Genomic DNA, 17,636 nt, shown 5'->3' with positions numbered 1-17,636 from the left:
CCGCCGAAGCCGGGTCTGCGGCAGGATCGGTCCGTGACCGCTGCCGAGCGTGACGACGCCCCCGCCGTGCCCGACGGCGACCTCGAGGTCGACCTCACCGGGCTGCTCCTCGGCGTCGCGACGGCTGCCACCCAGATCGAGGGCGGCGACGTCGCCAGCAACTGGGTCGACTGGGCCGCCCGCCCGGGGACCATCGCCGACGGGTCGAGCCCGGTGCGGGCCACCGACCACTGGAACCGCTGGCACGAGGACACCGCGCTCATGGCGTCGCTCGGCGTGCGGGTGTACCGCCTCGGCATCGAGTGGGCGCGCCTCGAGCCGGCCCCCGGACGCTGGGACGACGACGCGTTCGCCCGCTACCGCGCCGAGCTGGAGCTGCTGCGGGACAACGGCATCCGCCCGCTGCTGACGCTGCACCACTTCAACAGCCCGCGCTGGTTCGAGGAGCAGGGCGGGTGGCTCGGCCCCGACGCCGTCGCGGCGTACCTGCGCCTCGTCCGTGCCGTCGTCGAGCGCCTCGGCGACCTCGTCGACGAGTACGTCACCGTCAACGAGCCGAACGTCTTCGTCACCGGCGCGTACGTCTTCGGCGACTTCCCGCCTGGGCATCGCAGCCTGCGCGAGGCGATGCGCGTGTACGGGCGGCTCGCCGAGGCGCACATCAGGGCGTACGGCCTCGTCCACGACCTCCGGCCGGGGCTCGCGACGAAGGTCGGCGTCGCGCACCACCTGCGCCCGTTCAGGCCCGGCGACCCCCGCAACCCGTGGCACCGCGTCCTCACGCCGGCGATGCGGTACCTGTTCCAGGACGCGATCGTCCGGGCCACGACGACGGGAGAGTTCGCGCCGCCGCTGCGCCGTCCCCGCGGCATCAGGCGTGGCCGGTATGCCGACTTCTTCGGGCTCAACTACTACTCGCGCACCACGGTGACCCGGTTCGAGGACGGCACGCCGCCCGGCGTCCCCGTCAACGACCTCGGCTGGGAGGTGCACCCCGAGGGACTCGCCGAGACCGCGACGTGGGCCTGGGAGCGCTACGGCCTGCCGGTGTGGGTCACCGAGAACGGCACCGCCGACGCCCGTGACGCCTTCCGGGCCCGCTACCTCGCCGAGCACCTCGAGGTCGTGGCGCGGCTGCGGGCCCGCGGCGTCCCCGTCGAGCGGTACTACCACTGGTGCCTCGTCGACAACTGGGAGTGGGCGCAGGGCGAGGGCCCGCGGTTCGGCCTCGTGGCCCTGGACTACGCCACGCAGGAGCGCACGGTCCGCGACTCGGGCCGGTTCTTCGCCGAGGTCGCGGCCGCCGGGGGCATCACGGCGGCGATGCGCGAGCGGTACGTCGCTGGTCAGGAGTACCCGGTCTCGGACGGCGCCCCGCCGCGCGGCTAGCGTCACCGCGGTTCTTCCTCCGGCCCGGGACGGCAACCCGCTCATGGTCCAGCGGGCCGGCCTCGACGACTGAACGCCCCCGCCCGACGCGTCGGAACTCGGTGACGCCGACCCGGGGCGAGGAGTAGCGTCGACAGGTCGGAGACTCCGGGAGGATGCCATGCACCTCGAGCACCTGTGCGACGCCAGCTGGACCTACGACCTGCTCAAGGAGGCGCCGCCGGCCGAGCACCGTGACGGCCGGGTCTACGGACAGGGGACGGGGACCCTCACCGGACGGCTCGCCGGCACCGCCCGGTGGTCGAACTTCCCGCGCATCCGCGACGGCTACGCCCTGCCCGACGCGCGCGGCGTCATCGAGGTCGCCGACGGCGAGGTGCTCTTCACGCTCACCGGGCTGTCGTCGCTCGACGACGGCCGGGGGCTGCACGTGCTGATGTTCCAGACCTCGGCGCCGGACCACCTGTGGCTCAACACCGTCCTGGCCGTCGGCGAGGGAGCCATCGACGTGGCCAAAGCCACCTTGGCCATGCGCTACTACGAGTGCTCGGTCGAGCTGCCCCTCGCGGGGTGGGAGCTGCCGGTCGAGAGCGTGGACGGCGTCGGGGGTGGCCTCAGCACTCGATGACGTTGACGGCGAGGCCGCCGCGCGCCGTCTCCTTGTACTTGACCTTCATGTCGCGGCCGGTCTCGCGCATCGTCTTGATGACCTTGTCGAGGCTGACGACGTGCGAGCCGTCGCCGCGCAGGGCGGTGCGGGCCGCCGTGATGGCCTTGACCGACGCGATGGCGTTGCGCTCGATGCACGGGATCTGCACGAGACCGCCGACGGGGTCGCAGGTGAGGCCGAGGTTGTGCTCCATGCCGATCTCGGCGGCGTTCTCCACCTGCTCGGGCGTGCCGCCCATGACCGCGGCCATCGCCCCGGCCGCCATCGAGCACGCCGAGCCGACCTCGCCCTGGCAGCCGACCTCGGCGCCGGAGATCGATGCGGTCTCCTTGTAGATGACGCCGATGGCGCCGGCGGTGAGCAGGAACCGGACGATCCCGTCGCGGTCGGCGCCGTTGACGAAGTTCGCGTAGTAGTGCAGGACGGCGGGGATGATGCCCGCCGCACCGTTGGTCGGGGCGGTGACGACGCGCCCGCCCGACGCGTTCTCCTCGTTGACGGCGAGGGCGTAGAGGGTGATCCAGTCCATCCCGCGCAGCGGGTCGTCGCTCGCTCCCTCGAGGCGCAGCCGCCGGGCCAGCTCGGGGGCGCGACGCCGCACGCGCAGGCCACCGGGCAGCACGCCCTCGGTGTCGATCCCGTTGCGGACGCACTCCTTCATGACCTTCCAGATGTCGAGCAGGCCGTCGCGGACCTCCTGCTCGGTGCGCCACGACAGCTCGTTCTCGAGCATGATGCGGGCGATCGACTTGCCGGTCTCCTTGCAGTGCGCCAGCAGCTCGTCGCCGGTGCGGAACGGGTGCGCGACCGGCGTCGAGTCCTCGACGATCTTCGAGGAGCCGTCGGCGTCCTCGCCGACGACGAAGCCGCCCCCGACGGAGTAGTACGTGTGCGCCGCGACGACGCCGCCCGACGCGTCGAGCGCCGTGAACGTCATGCCGTTGGGGTGCAGCGGGAGGGTCTTGCGCCGGTGCAGCACGAGGTCCTCGTCCTCGACGAAGTCGATCTCGTGCTCGCCGAGGAGGCTGACGCGGCGGCTCGCCCGGATCTCGGCCAGGCGTCCCTCGACGGCCCGCGGGTCGCACAGCTCGGGGCGCTCGCCGGTGAGGCCGAGCAGGACCGCCTTGTCGCTGCCGTGGCCGTGGCCGGTGGCGCCGAGCGAGCCGAACAGCTCGGACCGGACGCGTGCGACGTCGGCGAGGCGGCCCTCGTCGCGCAGGCGCTCGGCGAAGAGCACCGCGGCCCGCATCGGCCCGACGGTGTGCGAGCTCGACGGCCCGATGCCGATCGAGAAGAGGTCGAAAACGCTGAGCGCCATGGTGTCCTGACTTCGTGTCGTCGTTGACGGCGACCGCCCGAGGGGTGTGGACGGATCCGATCGAGCCTACGTCCCCGCGCGCCCTACGCGTGCACCCGGCATACAGTCTGCTCGTGCCCCCTGTGCCGCCGCCCCGCTGGCTCGACGCCGAGCACGTCCGACGCACCGTGTCGGCCGACCGCGCGCGGCGCCTCGTGCGCCAGCGCCTGGCCGACGGCTTCGACCCGGCCGGCGACCTGCCGCGCCTCGCGCCCACCGCGGGCGACGGCCAGCTCCTCGTCATGCCCGCCACCTCCGCCGGGGCCGCCGGCGTCAAGGTGCTCTCTGTCGCTCCGGGCAACCCCGGGCGAGGGCTCGAACGCATCCAGGCCGTCTACGTGCTCATGGACGCCGCCACCCTGAGCCCGTCCGTGCTGCTCGACGGCACGGCGATCACGGCGCTGCGCACCCCTGCGGTCTCGGCAGTGGCAGCCGACGCGCTCGCCCCCGACGACGTTCGCTCGGTCGTCATCGTCGGCACCGGCCCGCAGGCCGTCGGCCACGCCGAGGCGATCCTCGCCATCCGCGAGCCGGAGACGATCACCGTCGTCGGCCGGCGGGCCGAGGCGGCACGGGCCACGGCCGCCCGCATCTCAGGGATCGCGCCCGGCGTGCGCACCGTGGGCCTGCACACCGGCGGCTGGGCGACAGGCGAGCGGACCGACGGCGTCGCCGACGTCGAGGCGGTGGCCGACACGGTCCGCCGCTCGCAGCTCGTCGTCACCGCCACCAGCGCCCCGACGCCGGTGCTCGAGGACGACTGGGTGTCGGCAGGCGCGTGCGTCGTCGCGATCGGGTCGCACGAGCCGCACCGTCGCGAGCTGCCGGGCCCTCTGCTCGGGCGCTCGCTCGTCGTCGTCGAGGACATCGCGACGGCGCGGCGCGAGGCCGGCGACGTCATCCTCGCCGCCGCGCAGGGGCACCTGTCCTGGGACGCCGTGCACACCCTCGCAGACCTCGTCCTCGGTCACGTCGAACGGGCCACCGACCGGCCCAACGTCTTCAAGAGCGTCGGCATGGCCTGGCAGGACCTCGTCGTCGCCGAGCACGCGGCGCGTCACTGACGCCCGTTCCCCCACATCGCAATTCGCGGGTCGTCGTGCCGTGCGTCACGTGAGGCCGCTCGAACGGCGCAACCCGCAACTACGAGGACATCAGCGTCCTCGTCGCGGTGCCGGTCGGGCGCTGAGCCGCGCCCTCACCCCTCGGCGGTGACGACCTCGTCGACCGGCGTCGGGCCGCCGTTGAAGGCGATCACGCGCTGCGCCGTCGTGCCCGGGTGGTCGACGACGGAGGCGATGACGCGTCCGACGTCGGCGCGCGGCACGGAGCCCGGGCGCGCGTCGGGGCCGGCGTCGATCCGCCCGGTCGCCGCGTCGTCGGTGAGCCGGCTCGGTCGCAGGATGGTCCAGTCGAGGTCGGATGCGGCCAGGTGTGCGTCGGCGGCCGTCTTGGCATCGGCGTAGGCGAAGAACGGGTCGCCCTCGGGCACCCCGTGCTCGGGACCCGCGCCGAAGTAGGAGACCATGATGAAGCGCCGGACGCCCGCCGGCGCGGACGCGTCGACGGCTCGGACCGCGGCGTCGCGGTCGACCGCGTAGGTGCGGTCCCGGTCACCGCCGCCGGCGCCCGCCGACCACACCACCACGTCGTGCCCGGCGAGAACGTCGCGGAGGCCCTCGGTGTCGAGCGTCTCGATGTCGGCGACGAGCGGGGTCGCGCCGGACGCCTCGACGTCGGCGGCGTGGGCCGGGTTGCGGATGACTCCGGTGACCTCGTGCCCGGCCTCACGCAGCAGGGGCGCGGCGAGCAGGGCGACCTTCCCGTGGGCTCCGATGACGACGACGCGTGCCATGTGTGGTCTCCTTCGTCCGGTCCGGTCCGGCCACGTCAGTCGGTCCGGTTCGTTCGTTTCGGGCTGTCCTCGTCGGCAACGCCCCGCGGGCCCGCTCCTCTTCCCCGACGGTGCGCCGGTGTTGCGCCGACGACGACTTTTCGCAACCCGGCCCCACGGTGCCGGCCACCGGTCGACGATGGCAGGACGTGGTCGTCCGCTGCGCACGTTGAGGGGCCTGCGCCGGACGACAGCCGGCCCCGGAGCCCAAGGCTCGCGGGAGACGGCAGAGGGCCCATCCACCGGATGCGGATGGGCCCTCTCGCCGTCCCGCCCACGCTTGCGGGCGGTCGGCGGTGCGCGTCAGCCCCCGCGGCGACGACCGAGCAACCAGCCGAGGACGAGCCCGACGAGGGCTGCCCCGGCGTAGGGGGCGTAGCGCTGCACGAGCACCGGCAGCACCGCGGTGCCGAGGTCGAGCGCGTCGTCCTCGGGCGGAGCCGCCGATGCCGGACGCGTCGGGCGAGGTGGCGCTGCCGGCGCCGTCGCGTCCTTGGTCGGTGCTCCCGGTGCGGCGACGGGCGTCACCGCCGCTGCTGCGGCGGCACCTGACTCGGGCGCGACAGCACCACTCGGCTCGGTGACGGCAGGGTCGGTGACGGCAGGCTCGGACCCGGCGGGCTCGGGAGCGGGCTCCTCTGCGCCCGAGACGGATTCGCCGAGCTGCCTCTCGATGCACGCGACGAAGGCCTGGAGCAGCTTGTCCGAGACGTCCTGCATGACGCCACGGCCGAACTGGGCCGGCTTGCCCGTGACCGCGAGGTCGGTGGTCACGTCGGCCCGGGTGCCGTCGCCGTCGGGCGCGAGCCCGATCGTGACGGTCGCGCCGGCGGTGCCGTTGCCCCGCTTGTCCTTGCCCTTGGCCTCGATGACGGCCCGGTGCGTGGCGTCGTCTCGTTCGACGAACGAGCCCGAGCCGGCGTAGACGAGCGCGATCGGCCCGAGCTTGACCTTGACCGTGCCGGAGAAGCCGTCGGCGGTCACGTCGGTCACGGTCGCGCCGGGGAAACAGCCGCCGACGCGCTCGAGGTCCATGAACAGGGCCCACGCGTCGTCGACCGAGGTCGGCACGGTGAAGGAGTGGGTCAGCTGCATCCGGCGATCACGCCCCTGCCGCGGCAAGAACCGCCCGACGCGTCAGGACCGTCGCGAGGTGGCGGCGGTAGTCGGCGTCGCCGTTGAGGTCCGAGGGCGGGTTGGTGCCCTCGGCCACGGCGGCGACGGCCGCGCGGACCGCCTCGTCGGTGGCTGGCTGCCCGACGAGCGCCTCCTCGACGGCCTTGGCGCGCAACGGTGTCGAGCCCATGTTCGTCAGGCCGACGCGGGCCTCGGCGATCGAGCCGCCGTCGGTGCGCACCGCTGCCGCGACCCCCACGATCGACCACTGGTGGCTGACGCGCACGAACTTCTCGTAGTGCGCGCCCCAGCCGGTGTGCTTCGGGATGCGGATCTGCGTCAGCAGCTCGCCGTCCCCGACCGCGGTCGTGAAGAGGTCCTCGAAGAAGTCGTCGGCCGCGACGGTGCGGGTGGCCCCACCCGCCCCGGCGATGACGAGCTGTGCACCGAGCGCGAGCGCCGGTGCCCCGACGTCACCGGCCGGGTCGGCGTGCACGAGCGCACCGCCGACCGTGCCGCGGTGGCGGATCTGCGGGTCGGCCACGGTGGCGACGGCCTTGGACAGCAGGGCCGCGTGGGTCGACACCACCTCGGAGGCGAGCACCTCCGAGTACGGGGTCATCGCACCGATGACCACGTGGTCTCCGTCCTCGGAGACACCACGCAGCTCGGCGATGCGGCCGAGGTCGACGATGACGCCCGGTGCGTTGAGCCGCATCCGCAGGATCGGCAGCAGCGACTGGCCACCGGCGAGCACCTTCGCCTCGTCACCGTGCTCGGCGAGCGCCGCGACGGCGTCGGCAACGGATTCCGGTGCCACGTAGTCGAACTCGGCGGGGATCACTGTCCGCTCCCTTCGCTCGCGCCGGCCGCCGGGTCGGCGTTCGGCGCTCCCTCGTCGAAGTGTGGCTGCGCGTCGCGCTCGCCCTCGGTCGTGACGGCCGCGCCCGCCCGGATGGCCTTCCAGACGCGCTCGGGGGTGCACGGCATGACGATGTCGTCGACGCCGAGGTGGCGGACCGCGTCGACGATCGCGTTGACGACGGCCGGCGTGGAGGCGATGGCACCGGCCTCGCCGACTCCCTTCGTGCCGAGCTTGGTGTAGGTCGACGGCGACGTCGTGTGGTCGGTGACGAAGCTGATCGTGTCGGCCGAGGTGGGCAGCGTGTAGTCGACGAAGGAACCCGTGACGAGGGTGCCCTGGTCGTCGTACTCGGCCCCTTCCCACAGGGCCTGCGAGATGCCCTGGACGAGGCCGCCGTGCACCTGGCCCTCGACGATGAGCGGGTTGATGATGGTGCCGATGTCGTCGACGCAGACGTATCTGCGCATCGTCGTGGCACCGGTCTCGGTGTCGACCTCCATCGCGCACAGGTGGGTGCCGTGCGGGAACGAGAAGTTCTCGGGGTCGAAGGTCGCGTCGGCGTCGATGCTCGGCTCGACGCCGTCGGGCAGGTTGTGACCGGTCCAGGTCGCCAGCGCGACGTCGGCCATCCCGACGCCCTTGTCGGTGCCCTTGACCCCGAAGCGCCCGCCGGTGAACTCGATGTCGTCGACGCTCGCCTCGAGCAGGTGCGCCGCGATGGGCTTGGCCTTCTCGATGACCTTGTCGGCAGCCCGCACCACGGCCTCGGCCCCGACGACGAGCGAGCGCGAGCCGTAGGTGTCCATGCCCTTGGGGGCGATCTGCGTGTCGCCGTGCAGCACCTCGACGTCCTCGAACGGCACCCCGAGGCGGTCGGCGACGATCTGGCTCCACGCCGTCTCGTGGCCCTGGCCGTGCGGTGAGGTGCCGGTGAGCACCTCGACCTTGCCGGTGGCGAGCATCCGGATGCTCGCCGACTCCCAGCCGCCCGCGGCGTAGTTGAGCGCGCCGAGGATGCGTGACGGCGCGAGGCCGCACATCTCGGTGAACGTCGAGATGCCGATGCCGAGCTGGACCGGGTCCTTCGACTCGCGGCGGCGCTGCTGCTCGGCGCGCAGCTCGTCGTAGCCGAAGAGCTCCTTGGCCTTGGCCGTCGCGGCCTCGTAGTTGCCGGAGTCGTAGGTCATGCCCGCCACCGTGGTGAACGGGAACTCGTCGTGGGTGATCCAGTTCTTCTCCCGGATCGCGAGCGGGTCGACGCCGACCTCGACGGCGAGCTCGTCCATGAGCCGCTCGATGGCGTACGTCGCCTCGGGGCGCCCGGCCCCGCGGTACGCGTCGACCCACGTCTTGTTCGTCAGCAGCGTGCGGACCGTGAAGTGGTAGGCGGCGAACTTGTAGATCGAGTTGAACATCCACGCGCCGAGCACCGGCACGCCGCCGCCGACGAGACCGACGTAGGCACCGAGGTCGGCGAGCAGCTCGACCTTGAGCCCGGTGACCGTGCCGTCCTTCTCGGCGGCGAGGGTCAGCTTCTGCCACTGGTCGCGGCCGTGGTGGCCCGACAGGAGCGACTCGGAGCGGGTCTCGGTGTACTTGCACGGCTTGCCGACGAGCCGCGCCACGGCGACCGTCGCGAACTCCTCGGGCGTCGTCTGCAGCTTGCCGCCGAAACCGCCGCCGACGTCGGGCGCGATGACGCGCACCTTGGACTCCGGCATGCCGGTGGTCGCCGCGAGGAGGAACTTGAGGATGTGCGGCACCTGCGTCGAGGTCCACACGGTCAGCTGCTCGCCGGTCGGGTCGCACACGGTCGAGCGCGGCTCCATGAAGGCGGGCAGCAGGCGTTGCTGGCGGTACTCCCGCTCGATGAGGATGCCGCCCTCGCGGGCCGTGGCGATGGCCTCCTCGACGTCGGTGCCCGAGCCCTGGGCCGCCGAGTCGAGCGTCCAGACGGCGCTCGTGTTCGTGCCGAGGTCGGGGTGGGCGAGGACCTCGTCCTTCGCGGCCTCCCTGAGGTCGAGGACCGCCGGCAGCTCCTCGTAGTCCACGTCGACGAGCTCGAGGGCGTCCCGGGCGGCCGCCGCGGTGCGCGCGACGACGACGGCGACGATCTCGCCGGCGCACGCGACGTGCTCGACGGCGATCGGCAGGTGGTCCGGCGTCTTCTGCTCGGCGTTGAGCGGCCACGCCGTCGCGACGAGGCCCTGCGTGCCCGCGACGTCGGCGCCCGTGACGACGGCGACGACGCCCGGCGATGCCTTGGCCGCGGCCGTGTCGATCGAGGTGATGCGGGCGTGCGCGAACGGGCTGCGCACCATCGCGAGGTGCAGCATGCCGGGCAGGACGATGTTGTCGGTCCACCGGGTGCGGCCGGTGATGAGGCGCTGGTCCTCCTTGCGGCGTCGGGCCTTGCCGATCTCGCCGGTGGCCTCTGCGGGCCGGTCGTCGGTGACGGTCATGACGACACCGCCTGCGAGCTGAGGTCCTTGGCCGCCTGCTGCACGGCCTTGACGATGTTGTGGTAGCCGGTGCACCGGCACAGGTTGCCCTCGAGGCCCTCGCGGATCTGCTCCTCGCTCGGGTCCGGGTTCTCCCGCAGCACGTCGCAGGCCTGCATGATCATGCCCGGTGTGCAGTAGCCGCACTGGAGCGCGTGGCACTCGTGGAAGGCCTTCTGGACGGGGTGGAGCTCGCCGTCGGTGGCGAGGCCCTCGATCGTGGTGACCTCGTGTCCGTCCGCCTGGACGGCGAGGACGTTGCACGACTTGACGCTCGTGCCGTCGAGGTGGACGGTGCACGCACCGCAGTTGCTCGTGTCGCACCCGACGACGGTCCCGGTCTTGCCGAGCGTCTCGCGCAGGTACTGGACCAGCAAGGTCCTGGGCTCGACGTCGTCGGAGTAGCTGACCCCGTCGACGTTCACGGTGATTCGGGTCATTCGATGTGTCCTCCTGCCGCGCTGCAGTTGACTTCCCCACGGTGAGTCTTTGTCAGAAGTGGCCTGCGCACAAGAGTTTCTGCGGATGAGGCGCGGCGTGGCCTGACCTCCTGAACCCGCACTCGTCGGCGGCGTCCGCTCCGGGCAGACTGTCGGGCATGACGCTGCACGCCGACGACTACCAGGCGCTTCGCTCGCGCTACGACTCGATGACCTACCGCCGGACCGGTCGCTCCGGCCTCGACCTGCCGGCCGTGTCCCTCGGCCTGTGGCACAACTTCGGTGACGACGTGCCGCTCGACAACCAGCGCGCGACGCTGCGTCGGGCCTTCGACCTCGGCGTCACGCACTTCGACCTCGCGAACAACTACGGGCCGCCCTACGGCAGCGCCGAGCGCAACTTCGGCACGATCTTCGCCCAGGACTTCGCGCGCTACCGCGACGAGCTCGTCATCAGCAGCAAGGCCGGCTACGACATGTGGCCCGGCCCGTACGGCCAGGGTGGCGGCAGCCGCAAGTACGTCCTGTCCTCGCTCGACCAGTCCCTGCAGCGGATGGGCCTCGACCACGTCGACATCTTCTACAGCCACCGGTTCGACGACACGACCCCGCTCGAGGAGACCATGGGCGCGCTCGACACCGCGGTCCGCTCGGGCAAGGCCCTCTACGTCGGCATCTCGAGCTACTCGGGCCCGCGCACCAAGGAGGCCGTCGAGATCCTCCGCTCGATGGGCACGCCGCTGCTCATCCACCAGCCGAGCTACTCGATGCTGAACCGCTGGGTCGAGGAGGACCTGCTCGACGTCCTCGGCGAGGAGGGCATCGGCTGCATCGCGTTCAGCCCGCTCGCCCAGGGCATGCTCACCGACAAGTACCTCAAGGGTGTGCCTGCGGGTTCGCGCGCTTCGCAGGGCAAGTCGCTCTCGCCGAAGCTGCTGAGCGAGCAGAACCTCAAGCACGTCCGGGCCCTGAACCGGATGGCCAAGGCCCGCGGCCAGTCCCTCGCGCAGATGGCGCTCGCGTGGATCCTGCGCGACGAGCGCGTCACGTCGGTGCTCATCGGTGCGTCCTCGGTCGGGCAGCTGGAGAACAGCCTCGGCTGCCTCGACAACCTCGCCTTCTCCGACGAGGAGCTGGCCAAGATCGACAAGCACGCCGTCGAGGGCGGCATCAACCTCTGGAAGCGCTCCAGCGCCCACTGACCCCTGGTCAGCCCCGGCTGGCGCCTCCGGGGCGCCAGCCGGGGCCGCGCAGGAGGTAGCCGACGCGGTCGTGCCACGACGCCGCGGCGCGCACGTCGCCCCAGATCGACGCGTACTCGTGCGTCGCGACGACGAGCGGGTTGTACGTGCGCAGCTGGGTCGTCAGGCCGTAGACGACGCGGTCGCCCTCTGGCTCGAAGGAGCGGAACAGCCGGTCCCAGACGATGAGGATGCCGCCGTAGTTGCGGTCGAGGTAGGCGTTGTTCGTGCCGTGGTGCACGCGGTGGTGCGACGGCGTGTTCATCGCCAGCTCCACTGGGCGCCAGAGGGTTCCGACGCGCTCGGTGTGGAGGAAGAACTGGTAGAGCAGCGAGATCGACTGCTGGAGGAAGATCGCCCACGGCGGCACGCCGAGCAGCGCCAGCGGCGCCCAGAACGGCACCCCGCTGAACGGCGTCCACGTCTGGCGCAGCGCGGTCGAGAGGTTGTAGCGCTGGCTCGAGTGGTGCACGACGTGGCTGGCCCAGAGGATCCGCACCTCGTGGTGGGCGCGGTGGTACCAGTAGTAGGCGAGGTCCTCCGCGAGGAAGATGACGATCCACGTCCACCAGAGGGCGGTGTCGAGGCGCAGTGGGCTCAGCTCGTAGAGGGCGGCGTAGACGACGAGCTGGATCGCCTTGTAGAGCACGCCGACGCCGACGCTGCCCAGGCCCATCGCGAGGCTCGTGAACGTGTCGCGCACCTCGTAGCCGACCTCGTCGTCGTCGGGCGCGAACCACAGCGAGGCGACCTCGACGACGATGAAGAGCACGAAGAAGGGCACCGCGGCGAGGATGAGGTCGACCATCACGCCCCCTTGGCGCCGGTGCCGGTGAGCTTGCCGTCCGCCACGAGCGCCGCCCACACGTCGAGCGCCTGGCGGAGGATGGCGTCGGCGAGCCGGGCCGCCTCGTCGGCCTCCGCCGACGCGACGGCCGCGGCGAGCGGGCCGTGCGGGAGCAGGTCGGCGCGGTCGGCGGCGAGCAGCGCGTCCATCGCCTCGGGACGGGCGTCGATGGCATGGAGCAGGGAGTTGAGCGCGAGGCGGAACGCCAGGTTGCCGGACGCCTCGACGACCTCGAGCCAGAAGGCGCGGTCGGCGTCGGGGTCGGTCGTGTCGTCGTAGGCGGCCGCGGCGAGCACGACGCGCTCACGCGCCTCGGGGGTGGCCCGCTCGGCGGCGAGCCGGGCGGCGTCGACGCCGATGCACCGACGCATCTCCAGGCCGTCGCGCAGGACCGCGGGGTCGAGCGCGTCGGCCGACCGGGCCAGGTGGGCGAGCAGGTCGAGGCCCGCGCTGCTACGCACGTCGAGGACGCGGGTGCCACCGCCGTGGACGACGCGGACGAAGCCGGCGGCCTGGAGGCGCTGGAGGGCCTCGCGCACGGCGTGCCGGTTGACGGCGAACGACGCGGCGAGCTCGCGCTCGGGCGGGAGGGAGTCGCCGGGGGCGAAGCGCCGCGTCAGGACGGCGTCTCGCAGCTCGGCGAAGACCTCGTCGGACACCGAGCGCCGGGCGACCGGGGTGAATCCACGCTGACTCATGCGGGCCAGCCTGCCCGACCATTGGTCCACTCATCAAGAGGTTGGACCAATTTGTGGCGCACGCCGCCCGGTAGGTTGGCGCGCGTGCCCGACACCGACGTCAGCGACCTCCGCCTCCCCAGCACCCTAAGCATCCAGGAGCGGCTCTACCCCGACCTCCCCTGCTTCGGCTGCGGCCAGGCCAACGAGCGCGGCCTCAAGCTGCGCAGCCATCCGCTCGGTGACACCGCCGCGGACGGCGTCACCGCGTCGTTCACGCCGTGGCCCGAGCACGACAACGGGCTCGGCTACCTCAACGGCGGCATCATCGGCACCGTCCTCGACTGCCACAGCGCGGCCGCCGTCATGCTCGAGGCCGAGCGCGGCGGCTGGCCGCCACTGCCCGGCGCCGACCTCTCGTACGTGACGGCCGGGCTCGACGTCCGCTACCTGCGCCCGGCCCCGTTGCACGACACCGTCGAGCTGTTCGCCGCCGTCGTCGCGGCGTCCGAGCCACAGATGACCGTCGAGGTCGAGCTGCGTTTCGACGGCAAGGTGCGTGCGCAGGCGACGGCGCTCTGGAAGCGCTGGCGCCCCCGCACCTGACCACCACCCCCTCTCAATCGAAAGAGCACTCCGTCCCTTGTCGAGCCGTACTGCGCGGTCTCGCTGTCAGGGACGGAGTGCTCTTTCGATGGGGGGCGCGGGGCCTCAGGGCGGGTCGGTGTCGTGCGCCGGATGGTGGTGGTGGATCGGGCCGTCGAGGCCGCCGAGGCGCTCGCCGCCGCCACCCCAGCGCAGCGCGATGATCTCGGCGGCGATCGACACGGCCGTCTCCTCGGGCGTTCGCGCCCCGAGGTCGAGGCCGATGGGTGAGCTCATCCGGGCCAGCTCGGCCTCGGTGAGGCCGGCCTCGCGCAGCCGCGCCAGCCGGTCCTCGTGGGTGCGCCGGGAGCCCATCGCCCCGATGTAGGCCACCTGGGGCAGGCGCAGGGCCACCTCGAGCAGCGGCACGTCGAACTTCGGGTCGTGGGTCAGCACGGCGATGACGGTGCGGGAGTCGACGCGTCCGGCCTCGACCTCCGCGGTGAGGTAGTCGTGCGGCCACGTGACGACGACCTCGTCGGCGCCCGGGAAGCGCGAGGCCGTCGCGAAGACGGGCCGGGCGTCGCAGACGGTGACGTGGTAGCCGAGGAACCCGCCGACGCGGGCCACGGCGGCGGCGAAGTCGATGGCGCCGAAGACGAGCATCCGCGGCTTGGGCGCGTGCGAGGCGACGAAGACCCGTAGGCCCTCGCCCCGACGCTCCCCGTCCGGGCCGTAGGTCAGCGTGCCCGTCGTGCCCTGGGCGAGCATGCCGCGCGCGTCGTCGCGGACGGCGTCGTCGGCGCGCGCGCTGCCGAGCGTGGACGCGGGTGCGGCACCGGAGGCAGCGGCATCGCCGGCGTTCTCCTCCTCGGGACGCACGACGAGGCGACGCCCGACCCACGACGGGTCGGGGTGCGCGATGACCGTGGCCACGGCGACCGGGCGGCCGGCGGCGATGTCCGCGGCGACCTCGCCGAGCTCGGGGAAGGTGTCGCGCGAGACCTTCTCGACGAACACGTCGAGGATCCCTCCGCACGTCAGGCCCACGGCGAACGCGTCGTCGTCGCTGACGCCGTAGCGCTGGAGCACGGGCGTGCCGGAGTCGACGACCTCCTGGCCGAGCTCGTACACCGCGCCCTCGACGCAGCCGCCCGACACCGAGCCGACGGCCTCGCCGGCGGGGCCCACGAGCATCGACGCGCCGGCCTGGCGGGGGGCGGAGCGCCACGTGCCGACGACGGTGCCCACCCCGACGGTCTCGCCGGCCGACCACCACCGCATCAGGTCCGAGAGCACCTCACGCACGGGCCACCACCTCGATCAGCTCCTCGAACGCGGCGAGCGAGTGACCCGCCACGAAGTCGTCAACGTACGGCAGCGCGGCCACGATTCCCTGCTGCACCGGCTCGTAGCCGACCTTGCCGCGGTGCGGGTTGGCCCACACGACCCGGTGGGCGAGGCCCGCGAGGCGGCGCATCTGCTCGCCGAGCACCTCGGGCCCGTCGCGCTCCCAGCCGTCGCTGAAGACGACGACGACGGCGCCGCGCGCCATGCCGCGGCGGCCCCACCGGTCGAGGAAGGCGCCGATGGAGTCGCCGAGCCGGGTGCCGCCGGACCAGTCGGGCACGACGCGCCCGGCGGCGGCGAGCGCCCGGTCGGGGTCGCGCTCGCGCAGCGCCCGTGTCACGTGGGTCAGTCGCGTGCCCATGGTGAAGACCTCGACGTGGTCGCAGCGTCGGACGTAGGCGTGCGCGAGGCGCAGCAGGCTGTCGGCGTACGGGCTCATCGAGCCCGAGACGTCGACGAGGAACACGACGCGTCGCGCGCGGACCCCCCTGCGCCGGTAGCGGATCCGCCCGGGTTCACCCATCCGGCGCAGCTGCTCGCGCAGCGTCGCGGGGCCGTCGACCGCGCCGGATCGGGACCGCACGTGCCGTCGGGCCCGTCGCCGCGGCGAGCGCGGGTCGAGGGCGGCGAACAGGCGGGCGGCGGCCGCGCGCTCCGCGGCGCTCAGCGCGGCGAGATCGCGGTGCCGGAGCACCTCGGTGGCGCTGGCGCGGGCCTCGATGGTGTCGCCGGCCGAGGTGTCCTCCCCCTCGGCCTCGCCACCGAGCGGTGCCTGGTGCACCGGTGGCCGCACGACGTCGACACGCGAGCCGCGGCGCACCTCCTCGGTACCGAACCACCGCTCGAACACCTCGTCGTACACCGGGAAGTCCGCCGGGACCGCGGTCAGGGTGGCTCGTCCGGCCCAGTAGACGCCCAACCGCTCCCCGACGCCGACCGTGGCGGCCGCGACGAGGAAGGTGCGCTCGCGGTCGGCCGAGACGGACAGGCCGGCGGAGCGCAGGGCGCGGGCGAAGCCGAGCAGCCACGCCTCTGGCGGTGCCTCGGTCGGTGCCTCGGTGGGCGCCTCCGTCTGCGGTCCGGGAGCCGGGGTCATGCCGTGAGCAGCTTGTCCAGGGCGGCACGGACCCGTTCGGAGTCCTCGCGGTACTTCAGGGCGGCGCCGAGGGTGGCGGCGGCGACCTCGGTGTCGAGACGCGTCGCGCCGACGGCCTCGAGCGCCCGGGCCCAGTCGAGGGTCTCGGCGACACCCGGGGGCTTGATGAGCTCGCCGGAGGAACGCAGCCGCTGGACGGCCGTGACCACCTGCTCGGCGAGCGCCGCGGGCACCTCCGGCAGCCGGGACCGGACGATCTCGAGCTCGCGCGCCAGCCCCGGGTGGTCGATCCAGTGGTAGAGGCAGCGACGTTTGAGGGCGTCGTGCAGCTCGCGGGTGCGGTTCGAGGTGAGCACGACGAGCGGCGGGGTGGCGGCGCTGATCGTGCCGAGCTCGGGGATCGTGACCTGCCACGTGGAGAGCACCTCGAGCAGGAAGGCCTCGAACTCGTCGTCGGCGCGGTCGATCTCGTCGACGAGCAGCACGCACGGGGCGGCGCGCAGGGCCTCGAGGACGGGGCGCGCGAGGAGGAACCGCTCGTCGAAGAGCTCCTGCTCGAGGGCGCGCGCGTCACGGTCGGCGCCGGCCCCGTCGATGTCACCGGCCACGGCCTCGACGGCCCGCAGGTGCAGGATCTGCCGCGGGAAGTCCCAGTCGTAGAGGGCCTGCGTGGCATCGATCCCCTCGTAGCACTGCAGCCGGATGAGCCGCAGGTCGAGGGCCTCGGCGAGCGCCTCGGCCAGGGCCGTCTTGCCGGTGCCCGGCTCGCCCTCGAGCAGGACCGGGCGCGAGAGGCGGCTGGCGAGGAAGGTGATGGTGGAGAGCGCCTCGTCGGCGAGGTAGCCGGTGCGCGCGAGGGCGGACGTGACGTCGGCGGGGCTGGTGAAGGCGGTCTCCATGCCCCGAGCATCACGCATGACGCGCCGTGGCGGAAGCGCGAGCCCTCAGTGTCGACCGTCGAGCTCGGCGGGGGTGTCGACGTCGCGGCCCGTCGCGAGGTCGCCGCACTCGACGAGCTCGTGCGGGTGGGTGCGGAAGTGGTCGCGAGCGCCGTTGTCGCCCGTGGCCGTCGCGATGACGCCCTCCCAGTGTTCGCGGCCGATGAGGGCCGGGTGGCCCGGCGTGCCGCGGTAGGACGCTCGCCTCAGGACCGACCGGCGATGCCCCACAGGGTTCTCGGCGTCGGGTCCTCCACCCGTCGCGAGGACGCGGGCGACGACCTCCGGCGTCAGGTCGGGCAGGTCGACGAGGCTGACGAGCACCGCGTCGATGCTGGCGTCGCCCTCGTGGGCGGTGCGGGCGAGGGCGCCCAGCCCGGCGCGCAGCGAGGCCCCCATGCCCTCGTGCCAGTCCGGGCAGCGCACGACGTCGACGTCGTGCCCGAGCCGGTCGACGATCGCGGCGACCTCCTCGGCCGCCGCGCCCACGACGACGGTGACGCCGCGACAGCCGCCGGCGTGCAGCACCTCGACGCCGCGCTCGACGAACGTCGCTTCGTCGGGCGAGCGGCGCACGAGCGCCTTGGGACCGCCCATCCGGCGGCCGGCTCCGGCTGCGAGGAGCAGCCCGCGCACGTGCGGCACGGTGCTCATGCGACCGACGCTACGG

Annotated in this window: 17 protein-coding genes; 5 read left to right on the top strand and 12 right to left on the bottom strand. The window is 73.1% G+C overall.

The window, feature by feature from the left end; genetic code table 11:
* The first annotated feature begins 33 nt into the window (after positions 1-33).
* Together AC3A5R_RS17500 and AC3A5R_RS17495 are read left to right on the top strand one after the other, a co-directional pair.
* Positions 34-1,389: a glycoside hydrolase family 1 protein gene (locus AC3A5R_RS17500; RefSeq protein ID WP_487622041.1), complete on the top strand. Its 1,356-nt coding sequence runs from the start codon at positions 34-36 to the stop codon at positions 1,387-1,389.
* 160 nt (positions 1,390-1,549) lie between these two features.
* Positions 1,550-2,017, top strand: a complete 468-nt coding sequence (locus AC3A5R_RS17495) for a DUF3237 domain-containing protein (RefSeq protein WP_487622040.1) — start codon at positions 1,550-1,552, stop codon at positions 2,015-2,017.
* Here the strand turns inward: AC3A5R_RS17495 and AC3A5R_RS17490 are convergent.
* Complete coding sequence (locus tag AC3A5R_RS17490) at positions 2,004-3,377, bottom strand: L-serine ammonia-lyase (protein ID WP_487622039.1); 1,374 nt, start codon at positions 3,375-3,377, stop codon at positions 2,004-2,006. The genes AC3A5R_RS17495 and AC3A5R_RS17490 overlap by 14 nt on opposite strands.
* 113 nt (positions 3,378-3,490) lie before the next feature.
* Here AC3A5R_RS17490 and AC3A5R_RS17485 point away from each other — a divergent pair, with 113 nt between their 5' ends.
* On the top strand, positions 3,491-4,480 hold the full coding sequence (locus AC3A5R_RS17485) for an ornithine cyclodeaminase family protein (RefSeq protein ID WP_487622038.1): 990 nt from the start codon (positions 3,491-3,493) through the stop codon (positions 4,478-4,480).
* 134 nt (positions 4,481-4,614) lie between these two features.
* On the opposite strand, the gene AC3A5R_RS17480 is transcribed toward AC3A5R_RS17485, so the two are convergent.
* From AC3A5R_RS17480 to AC3A5R_RS17460, 5 genes are all read right to left on the bottom strand, one after another.
* Positions 4,615-5,271 carry an SDR family oxidoreductase gene (locus tag AC3A5R_RS17480; RefSeq protein WP_487622037.1) on the bottom strand — a complete coding sequence of 219 codons (657 nt, stop codon included), beginning with the start codon at positions 5,269-5,271 and terminating at the stop codon, positions 4,615-4,617.
* A 342-nt stretch (positions 5,272-5,613) separates the two neighbouring features.
* On the bottom strand, positions 5,614-6,405 hold the full coding sequence (locus AC3A5R_RS17475) for an SRPBCC family protein (RefSeq protein WP_487622036.1): 792 nt from the start codon (positions 6,403-6,405) through the stop codon (positions 5,614-5,616).
* 7 nt (positions 6,406-6,412) lie between these two features.
* Positions 6,413-7,270 carry an FAD binding domain-containing protein gene (locus tag AC3A5R_RS17470; protein WP_487622035.1) on the bottom strand — a complete coding sequence of 286 codons (858 nt, stop codon included), beginning with the start codon at positions 7,268-7,270 and terminating at the stop codon, positions 6,413-6,415.
* Complete coding sequence (locus AC3A5R_RS17465) at positions 7,267-9,753, bottom strand: xanthine dehydrogenase family protein molybdopterin-binding subunit (RefSeq protein ID WP_487622034.1); 2,487 nt, start codon at positions 9,751-9,753, stop codon at positions 7,267-7,269. Before AC3A5R_RS17465 ends, AC3A5R_RS17470 begins: the two co-directional genes overlap by 4 nt.
* Complete coding sequence (locus AC3A5R_RS17460; RefSeq protein WP_487622033.1) at positions 9,750-10,232, bottom strand: (2Fe-2S)-binding protein; 483 nt, start codon at positions 10,230-10,232, stop codon at positions 9,750-9,752. The genes AC3A5R_RS17465 and AC3A5R_RS17460 overlap by 4 nt, the downstream gene beginning before the upstream one ends.
* Positions 10,233-10,390: 158 nt before the next feature.
* On the opposite strand from AC3A5R_RS17460, the gene mgrA reads away from it, so the two are divergent.
* Positions 10,391-11,434, top strand: a complete 1,044-nt coding sequence (mgrA, locus tag AC3A5R_RS17455; RefSeq protein WP_487622032.1) for an L-glyceraldehyde 3-phosphate reductase — start codon at positions 10,391-10,393, stop codon at positions 11,432-11,434.
* Positions 11,435-11,441: 7 nt separating this feature from the next.
* Here mgrA and AC3A5R_RS17450 read toward each other — a convergent pair whose 3' ends face one another.
* Together AC3A5R_RS17450 and AC3A5R_RS17445 are read right to left on the bottom strand one after the other, a co-directional pair.
* Entirely contained in the window at positions 11,442-12,281 is an 840-nt protein-coding gene (locus AC3A5R_RS17450) for a sterol desaturase family protein (RefSeq protein WP_487622031.1), read from the bottom strand.
* Positions 12,281-13,018: a FadR/GntR family transcriptional regulator gene (locus AC3A5R_RS17445; protein ID WP_487622030.1), complete on the bottom strand. Its 738-nt coding sequence runs from the start codon at positions 13,016-13,018 to the stop codon at positions 12,281-12,283. Before AC3A5R_RS17445 ends, AC3A5R_RS17450 begins: the two co-directional genes overlap by 1 nt.
* Before the next feature lie 84 nt (positions 13,019-13,102).
* Between AC3A5R_RS17445 and AC3A5R_RS17440 the strand changes: the two genes are divergently transcribed.
* Positions 13,103-13,603 carry a PaaI family thioesterase gene (locus tag AC3A5R_RS17440; RefSeq protein ID WP_487622029.1) on the top strand — a complete coding sequence of 167 codons (501 nt, stop codon included), beginning with the start codon at positions 13,103-13,105 and terminating at the stop codon, positions 13,601-13,603.
* Between the two features lie 105 nt (positions 13,604-13,708).
* On the opposite strand, the gene AC3A5R_RS17435 is transcribed toward AC3A5R_RS17440, so the two are convergent.
* Genes AC3A5R_RS17435 through AC3A5R_RS17420 form a run of 4 tightly spaced genes read right to left on the bottom strand, consistent with a single transcriptional unit; the run spans position 13,709 to position 17,620 of the window.
* Positions 13,709-14,890 carry an XdhC family protein gene (locus tag AC3A5R_RS17435; protein ID WP_487622028.1) on the bottom strand — a complete coding sequence of 394 codons (1,182 nt, stop codon included), beginning with the start codon at positions 14,888-14,890 and terminating at the stop codon, positions 13,709-13,711.
* A complete protein-coding gene (locus AC3A5R_RS17430) occupies positions 14,883-16,028 on the bottom strand; it encodes a vWA domain-containing protein (RefSeq protein ID WP_487622027.1) in 1,146 nt (381 codons plus the stop codon). Before AC3A5R_RS17430 ends, AC3A5R_RS17435 begins: the two co-directional genes overlap by 8 nt.
* Positions 16,025-16,927 carry an AAA family ATPase gene (locus AC3A5R_RS17425; protein ID WP_487622026.1) on the bottom strand — a complete coding sequence of 301 codons (903 nt, stop codon included), beginning with the start codon at positions 16,925-16,927 and terminating at the stop codon, positions 16,025-16,027. Before AC3A5R_RS17425 ends, AC3A5R_RS17430 begins: the two co-directional genes overlap by 4 nt.
* Positions 16,928-16,972: 45 nt before the next feature.
* Positions 16,973-17,620, bottom strand: coding sequence for a nucleotidyltransferase family protein (locus tag AC3A5R_RS17420; RefSeq protein WP_487622025.1), 648 nt, complete (start codon positions 17,618-17,620; stop codon positions 16,973-16,975).
* Positions 17,621-17,636 lie beyond the last annotated feature (16 nt).

Source organism: Intrasporangium sp. Soil_C_50 (genome assembly GCF_057656595.1).
This window is presented reverse-complemented; position numbering and strand designations above follow the sequence as displayed.

Bases quoted from the DNA above. Each gene is read 5' to 3' on its own strand.
- AC3A5R_RS17495 (WP_487622040.1), top strand. From the start codon at position 1,550: ATGCACCTCGAGCACCTGTGCGACGCCAGCTGGACCTACGACCTGCTC.
- AC3A5R_RS17490 (WP_487622039.1), bottom strand. From the start codon at position 3,377: ATGGCGCTCAGCGTTTTCGACCTCTTCTCGATCGGCATCGGGCCGTCG.
- AC3A5R_RS17480 (WP_487622037.1), bottom strand. From the start codon at position 5,271: ATGGCACGCGTCGTCGTCATCGGAGCCCACGGGAAGGTCGCCCTGCTC.
- AC3A5R_RS17475 (WP_487622036.1), bottom strand. From the start codon at position 6,405: ATGCAGCTGACCCACTCCTTCACCGTGCCGACCTCGGTCGACGACGCG.
- AC3A5R_RS17465 (WP_487622034.1), bottom strand. From the start codon at position 9,753: ATGACCGTCACCGACGACCGGCCCGCAGAGGCCACCGGCGAGATCGGC.
- AC3A5R_RS17460 (WP_487622033.1), bottom strand. From the start codon at position 10,232: ATGACCCGAATCACCGTGAACGTCGACGGGGTCAGCTACTCCGACGAC.
- mgrA (WP_487622032.1), top strand. From the start codon at position 10,391: ATGACGCTGCACGCCGACGACTACCAGGCGCTTCGCTCGCGCTACGAC.
- AC3A5R_RS17450 (WP_487622031.1), bottom strand. From the start codon at position 12,281: ATGGTCGACCTCATCCTCGCCGCGGTGCCCTTCTTCGTGCTCTTCATC.
- AC3A5R_RS17445 (WP_487622030.1), bottom strand. From the start codon at position 13,018: ATGAGTCAGCGTGGATTCACCCCGGTCGCCCGGCGCTCGGTGTCCGAC.
- AC3A5R_RS17430 (WP_487622027.1), bottom strand. From the start codon at position 16,028: ATGACCCCGGCTCCCGGACCGCAGACGGAGGCGCCCACCGAGGCACCG.
- AC3A5R_RS17425 (WP_487622026.1), bottom strand. From the start codon at position 16,927: ATGGAGACCGCCTTCACCAGCCCCGCCGACGTCACGTCCGCCCTCGCG.
- AC3A5R_RS17420 (WP_487622025.1), bottom strand. From the start codon at position 17,620: ATGAGCACCGTGCCGCACGTGCGCGGGCTGCTCCTCGCAGCCGGAGCC.